The sequence below is a fragment of the Mycobacterium sp. 4858 genome, assembly GCF_900240975.1.
Taxonomy (GTDB): Bacteria; Actinomycetota; Actinomycetes; order Mycobacteriales; family Mycobacteriaceae; genus Mycobacterium.
The window spans coordinates 2,878,710-2,892,983 of the sequence record NZ_LT968776.1 but is presented as its reverse complement, the minus strand read 5'-3'; the positions used below and the strand labels follow the sequence as shown (position 1 = coordinate 2,892,983).

At 67.5% G+C, this 14,274-nt stretch carries 16 protein-coding genes; 7 read left to right on the top strand and 9 right to left on the bottom strand.

Annotated features, from left to right (window positions below):
- Positions 1 to 861 (top strand): MaoC/PaaZ C-terminal domain-containing protein, encoded by an 861-nt coding sequence (locus tag C1737_RS22205; protein WP_068094809.1) that lies wholly within the window; start codon positions 1 to 3, stop codon positions 859 to 861.
- Between the two features lie 76 nt (positions 862 to 937).
- On the opposite strand, the gene C1737_RS22200 is transcribed toward C1737_RS22205, so the two are convergent.
- The 7 genes from C1737_RS22200 to C1737_RS22170 all read right to left on the bottom strand — a co-directional run bounded on the left by C1737_RS22200 (position 938) and on the right by C1737_RS22170 (position 7,853).
- The gene (locus C1737_RS22200) at positions 938 to 1,777 is read right to left on the bottom strand and encodes a DUF559 domain-containing protein (RefSeq protein WP_102419473.1); all 840 of its coding nucleotides are present in this window, start codon (positions 1,775 to 1,777) and stop codon (positions 938 to 940) included.
- A 129-nt stretch (positions 1,778 to 1,906) separates the two neighbouring features.
- Complete coding sequence (locus tag C1737_RS22195) at positions 1,907 to 3,088, bottom strand: lipid-transfer protein (protein WP_102419472.1); 1,182 nt, start codon at positions 3,086 to 3,088, stop codon at positions 1,907 to 1,909.
- Positions 3,089 to 3,490: a MaoC family dehydratase gene (locus C1737_RS22190; protein WP_067925429.1), complete on the bottom strand. Its 402-nt coding sequence runs from the start codon at positions 3,488 to 3,490 to the stop codon at positions 3,089 to 3,091.
- Positions 3,487 to 4,440, bottom strand: a complete 954-nt coding sequence (locus tag C1737_RS22185) for a bifunctional MaoC family dehydratase N-terminal/OB-fold nucleic acid binding domain-containing protein (protein WP_067925426.1) — start codon at positions 4,438 to 4,440, stop codon at positions 3,487 to 3,489. The genes C1737_RS22190 and C1737_RS22185 overlap by 4 nt, the downstream gene beginning before the upstream one ends.
- Positions 4,437 to 5,600 carry an acyl-CoA dehydrogenase FadE29 gene (gene fadE29 / locus C1737_RS22180; RefSeq protein ID WP_067925423.1) on the bottom strand — a complete coding sequence of 388 codons (1,164 nt, stop codon included), beginning with the start codon at positions 5,598 to 5,600 and terminating at the stop codon, positions 4,437 to 4,439. Before fadE29 ends, C1737_RS22185 begins: the two co-directional genes overlap by 4 nt.
- Complete coding sequence (locus tag C1737_RS22175) at positions 5,591 to 6,604, bottom strand: acyl-CoA dehydrogenase family protein (RefSeq protein WP_102419471.1); 1,014 nt, start codon at positions 6,602 to 6,604, stop codon at positions 5,591 to 5,593. Before C1737_RS22175 ends, fadE29 begins: the two co-directional genes overlap by 10 nt.
- Before the next feature lie 7 nt (positions 6,605 to 6,611).
- A complete protein-coding gene (locus tag C1737_RS22170) occupies positions 6,612 to 7,853 on the bottom strand; it encodes a cytochrome P450 (protein WP_102419470.1) in 1,242 nt (413 codons plus the stop codon).
- Positions 7,854 to 7,975: 122 nt separating this feature from the next.
- Here C1737_RS22170 and C1737_RS22165 point away from each other — a divergent pair, with 122 nt between their 5' ends.
- From C1737_RS22165 to C1737_RS22155, 3 genes are read left to right on the top strand one after another with little or no spacing between them, the layout of a single operon-like run.
- Positions 7,976 to 9,139 carry a steroid 3-ketoacyl-CoA thiolase gene (locus tag C1737_RS22165; protein ID WP_067925415.1) on the top strand — a complete coding sequence of 388 codons (1,164 nt, stop codon included), beginning with the start codon at positions 7,976 to 7,978 and terminating at the stop codon, positions 9,137 to 9,139.
- A 6-nt stretch (positions 9,140 to 9,145) separates the two neighbouring features.
- Complete coding sequence (locus C1737_RS22160) at positions 9,146 to 9,532, top strand: hypothetical protein (protein WP_102419469.1); 387 nt, start codon at positions 9,146 to 9,148, stop codon at positions 9,530 to 9,532.
- Between the two features lie 8 nt (positions 9,533 to 9,540).
- Positions 9,541 to 9,999 (top strand): nitroreductase family deazaflavin-dependent oxidoreductase, encoded by a 459-nt coding sequence (locus C1737_RS22155; protein WP_068094789.1) that lies wholly within the window; start codon positions 9,541 to 9,543, stop codon positions 9,997 to 9,999.
- A gap of 85 nt (positions 10,000 to 10,084) precedes the next feature.
- Here C1737_RS22155 and C1737_RS22150 read toward each other — a convergent pair whose 3' ends face one another.
- Together C1737_RS22150 and C1737_RS22145 are read right to left on the bottom strand one after the other, a co-directional pair.
- Positions 10,085 to 10,990: an SDR family oxidoreductase gene (locus C1737_RS22150; RefSeq protein ID WP_068094787.1), complete on the bottom strand. Its 906-nt coding sequence runs from the start codon at positions 10,988 to 10,990 to the stop codon at positions 10,085 to 10,087.
- A 14-nt stretch (positions 10,991 to 11,004) separates the two neighbouring features.
- The gene (locus C1737_RS22145) at positions 11,005 to 11,790 is read right to left on the bottom strand and encodes an SDR family oxidoreductase (protein ID WP_199182914.1); all 786 of its coding nucleotides are present in this window, start codon (positions 11,788 to 11,790) and stop codon (positions 11,005 to 11,007) included.
- A gap of 59 nt (positions 11,791 to 11,849) precedes the next feature.
- On the opposite strand from C1737_RS22145, the gene echA20 reads away from it, so the two are divergent.
- From echA20 to ipdB, 3 genes are read left to right on the top strand one after another with little or no spacing between them, the layout of a single operon-like run.
- Entirely contained in the window at positions 11,850 to 12,608 is a 759-nt protein-coding gene (gene echA20 / locus C1737_RS22140) for a (7aS)-7a-methyl-1,5-dioxo-2,3,5,6,7,7a-hexahydro-1H-indene-carboxyl-CoA hydrolase (protein ID WP_067925402.1), read from the top strand.
- Positions 12,605 to 13,489 (top strand): cholesterol ring-cleaving hydrolase subunit IpdA, encoded by an 885-nt coding sequence (gene ipdA, locus C1737_RS22135; RefSeq protein WP_102419468.1) that lies wholly within the window; start codon positions 12,605 to 12,607, stop codon positions 13,487 to 13,489. The genes echA20 and ipdA overlap by 4 nt, the downstream gene beginning before the upstream one ends.
- Positions 13,486 to 14,229: a cholesterol ring-cleaving hydrolase subunit IpdB gene (gene ipdB / locus C1737_RS22130; protein ID WP_067925396.1), complete on the top strand. Its 744-nt coding sequence runs from the start codon at positions 13,486 to 13,488 to the stop codon at positions 14,227 to 14,229. The genes ipdA and ipdB overlap by 4 nt, the downstream gene beginning before the upstream one ends.
- Positions 14,230 to 14,274 lie beyond the last annotated feature (45 nt).

Genomic DNA, 14,274 nt, shown 5'->3' with positions numbered 1-14,274 from the left:
ATGCCCATTGATGTAGACGTCGCACTTGCGGCCGAGCTGGACCCCATCGACTTCGCTTGGACGAGCAGCGATGTGCAGCTCTACCACTTGGCCCTGGGCGCCGGCGGGGATCCGATGGACCCGCGCGAACTGCGCTACCTCGTCGACGACACACCGCAGGTCCTGCCGACGTTCGGCAACGTCGCGGCCTCGTTCCACATGACCAAGCCGCCGACCGTACAATTCCCCGGCATCGACATCGAGCTGGGCAAGGTGCTGCACGCCAGCGAGCGGGTGGAGGTGCCCGGGCCGCTACCGCCCTCGGGATCCGCCCGCGCTGTCACCCGCTTCACCGACATCTGGGACAAGGGCAAGGCCGCGGTGATCTGGAGCGAGACGACGGTCAGCGCGCCCGACGGCACGCTGCTGTGGACGCAGCGGCGGTCCATCTTCGCCCGCGGCGAGGGCGGTTTCGGTGGGGAGCGCGGACCGTCCTCCTCGGACGCCGCGCCCGACCGCGCCCCCGATGTGGAGGTCGCGGTGCCGATCCTGCCGCAGCAGGCGCTGCTGTACCGGCTCTGCGGCGATCGCAACCCGCTGCATTCCGACCCGGAATTCGCTGCGGCGAACGGCTTTCCGCGGCCCATCCTGCACGGCCTGTGCACGTACGGCATGACCTGCAAAGCCATCGTGGACACGATGTTGGACGGCGACGCCGGGGCGGTGGCCGCCTACGGCGCGCGCTTCGCCGGTGTGGCGTTCCCCGGTGAGACCCTCAACGTCGGCATCTGGAAGGAAGACGGGCGGCTGCTAGCCAGCGTTGTCGCGCCCTCGCGCGACAACGCTGTGGTGCTGTCGGGCGTCGAACTCGTGCCCGCGTAGGTTCGTTTGGCTGAGCGCCCAGCTCGGGCCGAGCGTGAAGTCAGCTTCACATTCGGCGTCGAGCGTGAAACTAGTTTCACGCTCGACGGGCACGAGCCGCGCGCACTCGGCTGATGATGTCGGCCGGCCGGTCGCCGGTGACCACCCTTACGACGATCCACCCGAGACGCTCGAGCGTCTCCAATCGCCGGACGTCCCAGGTGTATTGCCGACGATCGTTGCGGTGTTGTTCGCCGTCGTACTCCACCGCGACTTTCACCTCTTCCCAACCCATGTCCAGATACGCGATCACGCTGCCAAATTCGTCGCGCACCGGAATCTGGGTTTGTGGCCTCGGCAGCCCCGCTTGGACTAGCACGACGCGTAGCCAAGACTCCTTGGGAGACTGTGCACCACTGTCGAAGAGCGCTATCGCCTCCCTCGCCCGAACGATGCCTCGGCGGCCCGGGTACCTATCCGCAAGCAGCTCGACATCCGCCGGCTTGATTCGCGTTTCGCGAGCCAGAGCGTCGATGCCGGCAACTGCCGCGGTAGTCGGATCCCAGCAACCGAGGTCCAGCGCCGTCCTGGCCACCGACGTCCCCGGGATCCCGCCGATGACGGCAACCTCATCGTCCTCGATCCGGTCCCCGTGGACCCTGATCCCGGCCTGACGATGGCGGTTGTCGTGAATGAGGTCCACCACGGTGGTGCCATCGACCCATTTGCTACGGTGCAGCGCTGCCGCGGAGAACCCGGCGACCACGCCCTGGCGCCCGGTCCACAACCAACCGGCCCTCGCGCGAAGCGCGGCAGTGATGTCCGAATCGCGGACGACGTACACATCTCGGAACAGTCGGAGATAACCAGTGCAGAGCTGCCCTCTGGTCAAGGCGCCGCGAGCAACGGCCTCACTGCCAAGGAAGGGCTCACCCACGACGGCAGCGTCGCATGTGTCACTCGCAGCGTCACTTCACTCGTCGAGCGTGAAGTTAGTTTCACGCTGGTCGTCCACTGTGAAACTATCTTCACACTCGTCGGGCCGCGAAGGGGAAGGGCCGTGGCCCTAGCCGAGGATCAGACCCGAGGTGGGGACGCCGGTGCCCGCGGTGACCAGAACGTGCTCGACGTCGGGTACCGGGTTAACCGAGGTGCCGCGCAGCTGCCGCACACCCTCGGCGATCCCGTTCATGCCGTGGATGTACGCCTCGCCGAGTTGGCCGCCGTGCGTGTTGATGGGAAGCCGCCCACCGATCTCGATCGCACCGTCGGCGATGAAGTCCTTCGCCTCGCCGCGACCGCAGAATCCCAACTCCTCCAACTGGATCAGCGTGAAGGGCGTGAAGTGGTCGTACAGGATGGCGGTCTGGATGTCGGATGGCTTCAGGCCGGACTGCTGCCACAGCTGCTGTCCCACCACGCCCATCTCGGGCAGGCCCAGTTCCGGTCGGTAATAGCTGACCATCGTGTACTGGTCGGGGCTCGAGCCCTGCGACGCCGCCTCGATGACGGCCGGCCGCTGCTTGAGGTCCCGCGCGCGTTCCACCGAGGTCACCACGATCGCGACCGCGCCGTCGGTCTCCTGGCAGCAGTCCAGCAGCCGCAGCGGCTCGGCGATCCACCGCGAATTCTGGTGATCGTCAATGGTTATCGGCTTCTCGTAGAAGTAGGCCTTCGGGTTCTTGGCGGCGTGCTTTCGGTCGGCCACCGAGATCGCACCGAAGTCGCGGCTGGTCGCACCGGACAGGTGCATGTAGCGCCGCGCGATCATGGCGACCTGCGCGGCCGGGGTCGAGAGCCCGTGCGGGTAGGAGAACGAGTTGTCCGCAGCGGTCGAATCCGCCTGTGCGCGTGCGTCGCCCGCCAGCCGGGTCTGCACCTGACCAAACCGCATGCCCGAGCGTTCGTTGAACGCCCGGTACGCCACCACGACGTCGGCCACCCCGGTGGCGACGGCGATCGCGGCCTGCTGAACGGTCGCGCAGGCGGCGCCGCCGCCGTAGCCGATCTGCGAGAAGAACTTCAGGTCACCGATGCCGACGGCCCGCGCCACCGCCGTCTCGTTGTTGGTGTCCATCGTGAAGGTGGTCAGCCCGTCGACGTCCGCCGGGGTCAGACCGGCGTCGTCCAACGCGTCCAAGACGGCCTCGGCCGCGAGCCGCAGCTCGCTGCGGCCCGAGTCCTTAGAGAATTCGGTGGCGCCGATGCCGACGATCGCGGCCCGGCCACTCAGTAAGCCCGCTGACATCTAGGAGTCCCCCATCGTCAGCGTCACCGTCGCGATCACGTGGTCGCCGAGGCTGTTGCGCCCGAACACCTTCACCGTGATCAGGCCGTCGTCCACGGCGGTCACCTCGCCGGAGAAGGTGACCGTGTCGTAGGCGTACCACGGCACCCCGAGCCGCAGCCCGATCGACTTGATAAGCGCGGACGGGCCGGCCCAGTCAGTGACGTAGCGCTGCACCAGCCCCGTGTCGGTCAAGATGTTGACGAAGATGTCCTTCGACCCTTTGGCCTGCGCCAGATCCCGGTCGTGGTGCACGTCCTGGAAGTCACGGGTGGCCAGGGCCGTCGAGATGATGAAGGTCGGATCGCCGTGCAGCTGCAGCTCGGGCAACACGGTGCCGACTTCGATGGCCGGTGCGCTCATGCCTCGGGCTCCCAGGCATACAGTGTCCACTCCGGGCCGGTGTCGCCCGACGGAAAGTCGATATAGGTTGCGCGCACTGGCATTCCAATCTCCACGGCGGCGGGGTCGACCCCGCGCAGCTCGCCCAGCATTCGCACGCCCTCGTCGAGCTCGACCAACGCAATCACGAACGGCAGCGTGCGGCCCGGCACCTTCGGTGCATGGTGCACGACGAAACTGAACACCGTGCCCTTGCCGGAAGCCACCACGTAGTCGATCGGGGCGGCTTTGTCCTGCCATACCGCCGGCACCGGGGGGTGCTGCAGGCTGCCGTCGGGCCGGCGCTGGATCCTCAGCTCGTGCGCCTTGACGCCCTCCCAGAAGAAGGCCGTGTCGCGCGACGACGCGGGCCTCATCATCGCGTCGGGATCCAGGTCCGCGGGCACCGAGGACGGCGCGGCCTCCGACTCGCGCGGTTTGAACTTGAGGATGCGCCAATTCATCTCGGCGACGTCCTCGTCGCCCACCCGCCAGATGATGTGCTGGTTGATGAAGTAGCCCTCGCCCAGGCCGGTCTGCTTGGGGCCGACCACGTCGCCCATCTCGGAGGTGATGCTGACGTGCTCACCGGGCTGCAGGTAGCGGTGGTAGGTCTGTTCGCAGTTGGTGGCGACGACGCCGATGTAGCCCGCGTCGTCGAACAACTGCATGATGGGGCCCATCGGGTCGTCCTTCGGACGTTCTCCGCCCAGGCCGAACATGGTCCACACCTGAATCATGGCCGGCGGGGCCACGATTCCCGGGTGCCCGACGGCGCGGGCCGCGGCCTCGTCGACGTAGATCGGGTTGTTGTCGCCGATGGCCTCCACCCAGTTGTTGATCATCGGCTGGTTGACCGGGTCGCGGCCGGCGCGCGGCTTCGGGCCGCCGGCCGCCTTGATCTCCGCAACGGCGTCCTGGATGTCGGTCACCGGGGAACCCTGGGCACTTTGAGGCCGGCGGCCGCGATCATCTCTCGCATGACTTCGTTCACGCCTCCACCGAAGGTGATCACCAGGTTCCGCTTGGTTTGCGAGTCCAGCCAGTTGAGCAGCTCGGCGGTCTCCGCCTCGGCGGGGTTGCCGTACTTGCCGACGATCTCCTCGGCCAGTCGGCCGATGCGCTGGATGCGCTCAGTGCCAAAGACTTTCGTCGACGCGGCGTCGGCCACATTGATATCCTCGCCCGCGGCGGCCACCTGCCAGTTCAGCAGCTCGTTGATCCGCCACGTCGCGTGGATCTCGCCGAGCGCGCGCTTGACGTCGGCGTGGTCGATCGGCGTGACCCCGTCCGCACCCGGCTTGGACGCCCAGGCGTGCACCCGGTCGTAGATCCCGGCGATGCGACCGGCGGGGCCCAGCATGACCCGTTCGTTGTTGAGCTGGGTGGTGATCAGTTTCCACCCGCCGTTCTCCTCGCCGACCAGCATGTCGGCGGGCACCCGCACGTCGTTGTAGTAGGTCGCGTTGGTGTGGTGGGCGCCGTCGGACAGGATGACGGGCGTCCACGAGTAGCCCGGGTCCTTGGTGTCGACGATCAGGATCGAGATGCCCTTGTGTTTCACCGCTTCCGGGTCCGTGCGGCAGGCCAGCCAGATGTAGTCCGCGTCGTGTCCGCCGGTGGTCCACATCTTCTGGCCGTTGACGATGTACTCGTCACCGTGGCGCACGGCGGTGGTGCGCAGCGAAGCCAGGTCGGTCCCCGCCTCGGGCTCGCTGTAACCGATCGCGAAGTGAACCTCACCCGCCAGGATCGCCGGCAGGAACTTCTTCTTCTGCAGCTCGCTGCCGAACTGTTGCAGAGTCGGGCCGACGGTCTGCAACGTCACGGCGGGCAGTGGCACGTCGGCCCGATGCGCCTCGTTGACGAAAATCGACTGCTCGATCGGCCCGAAGCCCAAGCCGCCGAACTCCTTTGGCCACCCGACCCCGAGCTTGCGGTCCTTGCCCATCCGCCGGATCACGGCGCGGTAGGCCTCGTTGTGACGGTCCTGCTCCATCGCCTTCATCTCGTCGGACGAGATGAGGTTCGAGAAGTATTCGCGTAGTTCCGCCTGCAGCTGGCGCTGCTCTGGAGTCAGGTCTATGAACATTGCGCTCCCACCAGGTCGAGACGATGAGAAGGCCCACCCAGCAGCCGGGTCAGGTCTTTGATCGTGGAATAGTACCGGTGCATCGGATAGGTGATGTCCATCCCCATGCCGCCGTGCAGGTGGTGGCAGAGCTGCATCACCGGCGCAGCCTGCGAGGCGATCCAGTACCCGAGGACATCCAGATCATCGTCGGCGTCCCGGCCTTCCGACAGCCGCCACGCGACCGACTTCGCCGCCAAATCGATGGTGCGCGAGGCGATGTACACCTCGGCGAGCTGGGCCGCGACGGTCTGGAACGTCGACAGTGGCTTGCCGAACTGCTTGCGGTTGGCCACGTAGTCCGCGGTGAGGCGCAGCGCCCCGGCCACCAACCCGTCGGCGTAGGCGCCGATGGCCGCCAGCGCCAGCTGGTTGACTCGAGACGCCGTGGCGCCAGCCAGGACGTCAGAGTCGCCGACGGCGACGTCGGCGAACGTCACCGTGTATTCTTCGGCGCCGCTCGACGTCGGGGTCTGGACCAACTGCACGCCGTCGGCCTTGGGCGACACGACGACGACCGCGCTGTCCGCGGTGACGGTCATCCAATCCGCTTGTGCGGCATAGCCGACGCCGACCTTGGTACCCGACAGCCGCCCGCCGGCGAAGGTGGTCGACGGCCGGTCGGGCAGCGCGGTGCCGGGCTCGTTCAGGGCGGCCGTCAGCACGCCGCCCTTGGTGACGCCGGCCAGGAAACGGTCCTGCTGCTCCTCGGATGCCAGGTCGAGCAGCGGCACCACACCGAAGCCGAGCGTGGCCAGCGCGGGCGTGATGGCGCCGTGGCGGCCCGCCTCGGTCAGCACCGTGGCGACCTCGGGCAGCCCCACGCCGTCGCCGCCGAGCCGCTCGGGCACCGGCAGCGCGGTCACGCCCCCACTGACCAACGCGTCCCAGCTCAGGTCCCGGCCCAGCACCGAGGTCACCACGTCGGCGACGGCCTGTTGCGTCGCGGTCAGGTTGAAGTCCATCAGGACGTCACCGCGCGGTTCCGGCGTAGTCGACCTGCCAGTGCTTGATCCCGTTGAGCCAGCCCGACCGCAGCCGCTCGGGCTCGCCGATCGGCTTGAGGTCCGGCATGTGGTCGGCGACAGCGTTGAAGATCAGGTTGATGGTCATGCGCGCCAGGTTCGCGCCGATGCAGTAGTGCGCACCCGTTCCGCCGAAACCGACGTGGGGGTTCGGGTCGCGCAGGATGTTGAAGGTGTGCGGGTCCTCGAAGACCTCTTCGTCGAAATTGGCCGAACGGTAGGACATCACCACACGCTGGCCCTTCTTGATCTGCACGCCGGCCAGCTCGGTGTCCTCGCTGGCGGTGCGCTGGAAGGCCGATACCGGGGTGGCCCACCGGATGATCTCGTCGGCGGTGGTCGACGGGCGCTCCTTCTTGAAGAGCTCCCATTGATCGGGGTTGTTCGCCATGGCGATCATGCCGTGGGTGATCGAGTTCCGCGTGGTCTCGTTGCCCGCGACGGCGAGCATGACCACGAAGAAACCGAACTCGTCATCGGAGAGCTTTTCACCCTCGATGTCGGCCTGGACGAGCGTGGTGACGATGTCGTCGGTGGGGTTCTTGCCCCGCTCCTCCGCCATGGCCATCGCGTACGTGATCAGCTCCATGGACGACTGGGCCGGATCGACGTGGGCGTACTCGGGGTCGGTGCCGCCGGTCATCTCGTTGGACCAGCGGAACAGCTTGTCGCGATCCTCCTGCGGGACGCCGAGCAGGCCGGCGATGGCCTGCAGCGGCAGCTCGCACGAGACCTGCTCGACGAAGTCGCCGGTGCCCTCGGCCGCGGCCGTCTTGGCGATGTTCTGGGCGCGCTGGGCCAGTTCGGCTTCCAGCCGCCCGATGGCCCGCGGCGTGAACCCGCGGGAGATGATCTTGCGCAGCCGCGTGTGGTGCGGCGCGTCCATGTTGAGCATGACGCTGCGCTGCAGTTCGACCTGCTCGCGCTTCATCTCCGGCGGCCAGGTCGGGATGGCGCCGTTCATCCAGCTGGAGAAGATGTCGCTGCGTTTCGACACCTCCTTGACGTCGGCGTGCTTGGTGACGATCCAATAGCCGTGGTCCTCGAACCCGCCCGCGCCGTTCGGGATGTCGACCCAGTGGATCGGTTCCGCCTTGCGCAGCAAGGCGAGTTCCTCCACGGGCAAGCCCGCGAGGTTGACGTCGGGGTCCAGGAAGTCGAAGTCGGCGGGAATGTTGGGGGGTGCCATGATGTGTGCGCTCCTCAATTGCAACGTGTTCTAGTGCCAGTAAAACACGGCTCCTAGGCAGATAAAAGGCAGGTCATCATCCTCGCTTGTCAGAGTAATGAAACGTGTTCTAGCCTGACGGAATGGGTAACCCGGTAATCGTCGAAGCCACCCGCAGCCCGATCGGCAAGCGGAACGGCTGGCTGTCAGGACTGCACGCCACCGAGCTTCTCGGTGCGGTGCAGAAGGCACTAGTGGAGAAGGCCGGCATCGACGCGGGCGATGTCGAACAGGTGATCGGCGGCTGCGTGACGCAGTTCGGCGAGCAGTCCAACAACATCACCAGGGTTAGCTGGCTGGTCGCCGGGCTGCCGGACCACGTCGGCGCCACGACCGTGGACTGCCAGTGCGGCAGCAGCCAGCAGGCCAACGGCCTGATCGCCGGCCTGATCGCGGCGGGCGCCATCGACGTCGGTATCGCGTGCGGCATCGAGGCCATGAGCCGCGTCGGCCTCGGCGCCAATGCGGGCCCCGACCGCAGCATCCTGCGGCCCGCGTCGTGGGACATCGACCTGCCCGACCAGTTCACCGCGGCCGAGCGGATCGCCAAGCGGCGTGGCATCACCCGCGACGACCTCGACGAGTTCGGGTACCAGTCCCAGGCCAAGGCCAAGCAGGCGTGGGAGGAGGGCCGTTTCGATCGCGAGATCTCGCCGATCGAGGCGCCGGCGCTGGACGAGAACAAGCAACCGACCTCGGAGCGGGTCACCATCTCCCGCGACCAGGGCTTGCGCGAAACCACGCTCTCGGGCCTTTCCGCGCTCAAGCCGGTCATCGAGGGCGGGTTTCACACCGCGGGAACGTCCTCGCAGATCTCCGACGGGGCCGCGGCCGTGCTGTGGATGGACGAGGACAAGGCCAAGGCTCTCGGGCTGCGTCCGCGGGCACGCATCGTCAGCCAGGCGCTGGTCGGCGCCGAGCCCTACTACCACCTGGACGGCCCGGTGCAGTCGACGGCCAAGGTGCTGGAGAAGGCCGGCATGAAGATGGGTGACATCGACCTCGTCGAGATCAACGAGGCGTTCGCGTCCGTTGTGCTGTCGTGGGCGCGGGTGCACGAGCCCGACATGGCGCGGGTCAACGTCAACGGCGGGGCCATCGCGTTGGGCCACCCGGTGGGCAGCACCGGCAGCCGGCTGATCACCACCGCGCTGCATGAGCTGGAGCGCACCGACCAGAGCACCGCGCTCATCACCATGTGCGCGGGCGGCGCCCTGTCCACCGGCACGATCATCGAGCGCATCTAGCCCGTCTTGATCGTCTCCGAATCCAGCCGCATCGCCGCGGCGCAGTCGTACATCGACGCGCTCGTCAGCCATGACGGTGACTCCGTTCCGTTCGCCGCCCGATGCACCCGCGTCGAGCAGGGGATCAAGAACGGGTTCTCCGGAAACCACCTGCGCCGCAGCCTCAATCGCGGGGCGCAGTACCGATTGCTCGCCGACACCACGCCGCCCGACTACCGGATCGAGGGCGACGCGGTGCACGCGGCGTATACCGTGCTGACCAAGGCGGCGTTCGGCGCCCGGCGGGTGGCCGCGCGGGTCGAAGAGATGTTCGTGATTCCCGCCGAAAGCCCAAGCGGGAAAGCCGAAATCCACCACATCAAGGTTCGCTTCCAACCGTTTATCCAGCGCTAAGGACCCACATGCCCAAACCGAAGCCACGCTCTTTGAATGCGCCTTGGGTCGGCTTCATCATCAAGTGGATGGCCAAGGGCAACACGTGGATCTACCGGCTGAGCAACGGGAGATTCGGCGGCACCTTCCAGAACGCTCCGGTCGCGCTGCTCACCACGACGGGCCGCAAAACGGGTGAACCTCGCGTGAGCCCGCTGCTCTACCTGCGCGAAGGGAACCGGGTGGTATTGGTCGCATCGAAGGGCGGCAGCGACAAACACCCGCTGTGGTACCTCAACCTGAAGGCCAATCCAAAAGTCTCGGTCCAGATCAAGGACGAGGTGCTGCATCTGCAGGCCCGCGATGCCACCGAGGCCGAGCGCGCGGAGTACTGGCCGAAGCTGGACGCCATGTACCCGTCGTTCGGCGACTACCGGTCCTGGACCGATCGGGTGATCCCGGTGGTGATCTGCGACCCGGCGGGTTAGGCGGGCGCGGCCGTCGCCCCGAGCGTGTAGTCAGGGCGAGAAATCGACCGAAACGTCGCGCTGAGTACACGTTCGGCGCAAGGCACTAGGCGCCGTACACCGGGACCGGTGGGCGCGCCTTGGCGAGCAGCTCGGCGACGACGGGCCCCAATTCCGCGGGGTCCCATCTTGCACCCTTGTCGATCTGCGGCCCGTGCGCCCAGCCCTCCGCGACCCGGATCTTGCCGCCCTCGACCTCGAACACCTTCCCGGTGACGTCGCGGGATTCGGCGCTGCCCAGCCACACCACCAGCGGCGAGACGTTCTCGGGCGCCATCGCGTCGAAATCCTGGTCCTGCGTTGCCATCATCTCGGCGAAGACGGTCTCCGTCATGCGGGTGCGCGCCGACGGTGCGATGGCGTTGACGGTGACGCCGTAGCGTCCCATTTCGGCGGCACCCACCAGCGTCATCGCGGCGATGCCCGCCTTGGCTGCGCTGTAGTTGCCCTGTCCGACGCTGCCCTGCAGGCCGGCGCCCGAACTGGTGTTGACGATCCGCGCGTCGACGGCCTTGCCCTCTTTGGACAGCCCGCGCCAGTACGACGCCGCGTGCCGCATCGTGGCGAAGTGACCCTTGAGATGCACGGCGATGACGGCGTCGAACTCCTCCTCGCTGGTGTTGGCCATCATCCGGTCGCGCACGATGCCCGCGTTGTTGACCAGAACGTCGAGCCCGCCGAAGGTCTCGATGGCCGTTCGGATCAGGCCGGCCGCCTGGTTCCAGTCGGCGACGTTGGATCCGTCGGCGACGGCTTCGCCACCGGCCGCGGTGATTTCGTCGACCACGCCCTGGGCAGCGCTGCCGCCACCGGCCGGTGAACCGTCGAGGCCCACGCCGATGTCGTTGACCACCACGCGCGCGCCCTCGGCCGCGAAGGCCAGCGCATGCGCGCGACCGATACCGCCGCCCGCTCCGGTGACGATGACGACGCGGCCGTCAACCACTCCCATTGTTCGTGTCTCCTCTACTTGATCGCGCTGGCGTTCGTGGTGGCCAGGTAGTGCGGCGGCTCGCCACCGCCGTGCACCTCCAGCGAGGCGCCACTGATGTAGGACGCGGCGGCCGATGCCAAAAATGCCGCGGCCCAACCGATATCGTCGGGTTTGGCCAACCGGCCCAGGGGCACGTTCTTCGAGATCGCGGCGATGGACTCGGCGTCACCGTAGAACAGTTCGGACTGCTCGGTCTCCACCATGCCGACCACGCAGGCGTTCACCCGGACCTTCGGCCCCCACTCCACCGCCAGCGTCTGGGTCAGGCTCTCCAGGCCGGCCTTGGCCGCCCCGTACGCGCCGGTGCCGGGCGACGGCCGTCGACCGGACAGACTGCAGATGTTGACGATCGACCCGCCGCGGTCCTGCTGTTGCATCTTCTCGTTAGCATGTTGCGAAACCGACAGCGCGCCAAGCAGGTTGAGCTCGATGATCTTGCGGTTGAACTTCGCGCTGGATTCCGCGGTCAGCACGTACGGCGAACCGCCGGCGTTGTTGACCACCACGTCGAGCCGGCCGTGCTTGTCGACGATGGCGTCGATCAGCGCCTTGACGGCGTCGTCGTCGCGGACGTCGCAGGAATGGAACTCATAGGGCAACCCCTCGACGGCCCGCCGCGCACAGGTGACGACGGTCGCGCCCTGCCCGGCGAAGACCGAGCTGATGCCGGCGCCCACGCCGCGGACCCCGCCGGTGACCAGAACCACCCGGCCGGCCAGCCCCAAGTCGATGGCGTCGGGTACTTCGGCGCGAGTCACTGTGCTAGCGTACCAAGCAAGTGCTTGCTTAGGTAGTTACCCCACAAGGAAGTGGCACCTTGCCCATCACATCCACAACCACCGAACCGGGCATCGTCGCGGTCACCGTCGACTTTCCCCCGGTCAACGCCATCCCGTCACGCGGCTGGTTCGAACTGGCCGACGTCATCACGGCCGCCGGCCACGATCCCGAGACCCACGTCGTCATCCTGCGGGCCGAGGGCCGCGGGTTCAACGCCGGGGTCGACATCAAGGAGATGCAGCGCACCGAGGGATTCACCGCGCTGATCGACGCCAACCGCGGCTGCTTCGCCGCCTTCCGCGCGGTCTATGAGTGCGCGGTGCCGGTCGTTTCCGCCGTGAACGGGTTCTGCGTCGGCGGCGGCATCGGCCTGGTCGGCAACTCCGACGTCATCGTGGCCTCCGACGACGCCACGTTCGGACTGCCCGAGGTGGAGCGCGGCGCCCTGGGCGCGGCCACCCACCTGTCCCGGTTGGTGCCCCAGCATTTGATGCGGCGGCTCTTCTTCACCGCCGCCACCGTGGACGCCGCCACCCTGCACCACTTCGGTTCGGTGCACGAGGTGGTGCCGCGCGACCAACTGGACGAGGCGGCGTTACGGGTCGCCCGCGACATCGCCGCCAAGGACACCCGCGTCATCCGCGCGGCCAAGGAGGCGCTCAACCTCATCGACGTGCAGCGGGTCAACTCGAGTTACCGCATGGAGCAAGGGTTTACGTTCGAGCTCAATCTGGCCGGAGTGGCCGACGAGCACCGCGACGCGTTCGCCGGTACGGCGAAGGGCAAGGACAAGTGAGCGACAAGAGGACCAGCCTGGACGAGGTCGTCGCCCAACTGCGCAGCGGCATGACGATCGGCATCGGCGGCTGGGGTTCGCGGCGCAAGCCGATGGCGTTCGTGCGTGCCATGCTGCGCACCGACATCAAAGACTTGACCATCGTCACCTACGGTGGCCCGGATCTGGGCCTGCTGTGCTCGGCCGGCAAGGTGAAACGCGCCTACTACGGCTTCGTCTCGCTGGACTCCCCGCCCTTCTACGACCCCTGGTTCGCCAAGGCCCGTACCAGCGGCGCGATCGAGGCCCGCGAGATGGACGAGGGCATGCTGCGGTGCGGCCTGCAGGCGGCCACGCAACGCCTGCCGTTCCTGCCGATCCGGGCCGGGCTGGGCAGCTCGGTGCCCGACTTCTGGGAGGGCGAGCTGCGGACCGTGACCAGCCCGTACGCCGCGCCCGAGGGCGGTCACGAGACGCTGATCGCGATGCCGGCGCTGCGCCTGGACGCGGCGTTCGTCCACCTCAATCTCGGTGACTCCCGCGGCAATGCGGCCTACACCGGGATCGATCCCTACTTCGACGACCTGTTCCTGATGGCCGCCGACAAGCGCTTCCTGTCGGTGGAGCGCGTCGTCTCCACCGAGGAGCTGGTCAAGGCCGTTCCCCCGCAGGCCCTGCTGGTGAACCGGATGATGGTCGACTCCGTCGTGGAGGCGCCGGGTGGCGCCCACTTCACCACCGCCGCGCCGGATTACGGCCGCGACGAGAAATTCCAGCGGCATTACGCCGAAGCCGCCTCGACCGAAGAGGGCTGGCAGAAGTTCGTCCAGACCTACCTGTCCGGCAGCGAGGACGACTACCAGGCGGCCGTTCGCGCATTCGCAGAGGAGGCCGCCAAGTGAGCAGCACCCGCGCCGAAGTGTGCGCAGCCGCGTGCGCCGACTTGTTCGCCGGAGCGGGCGAGATCATGGTCAGCCCGATGACCAACATGGCCTCGGTCGGGGCCCGCCTTGCGCGGCTGACCTTTTCACCGGACATCCTGCTGACCGACGGCGAGGCGCAGTTGCTCGCGGACACCCCGGCGCTGGGCAAGACGGGGCCCGTCGAGGGCTGGATGCCGTTCGGCCGGGTGTTCGAAACGCTGGCCTGGGGACGCCGGCACGTGGTGATGGGCGCCAATCAGGTTGACCGCTTTGGCAATCAGAACATTTCCGCGTTCGGTCCACTGCAACACCCGACTCGGCAGATGTTCGGCCTGCGGGGTGCGCCGGGGAACGCGATCAACCACGCCACCAGCTATTGGGTGGGCAACCACTCCAAGCGGGTGTTCTGCGAGGCGGTCGACGTGGTCTGCGGCATCGGCTGGGACAAGGTGGACCCGGACAATCCGGCGTTCCGCTTCGCCAACACCTACCGGGTGGTGTCCAACCTCGGGGTGTTCGACTTCGGCGGCCCCGACCACACCATGCGGGCGCTGACGCTGCACCCGGGGGTATCGCCCGACGAGGTTCGTGAGGCCACGTCGTTCGAGGTGCACGGCGTGGACGAGGCGGGCGAGACCAGGCTGCCGACGGACGAAGAGCTCCGCCTGATCCGCGAGGTGATCGATCCGAAATCCCTGCGCGACAGGGAGATCCGTTGATGATTGTTCCGCCTCCTCCTCATCGCTTCGCTCTGCATCGTCGGC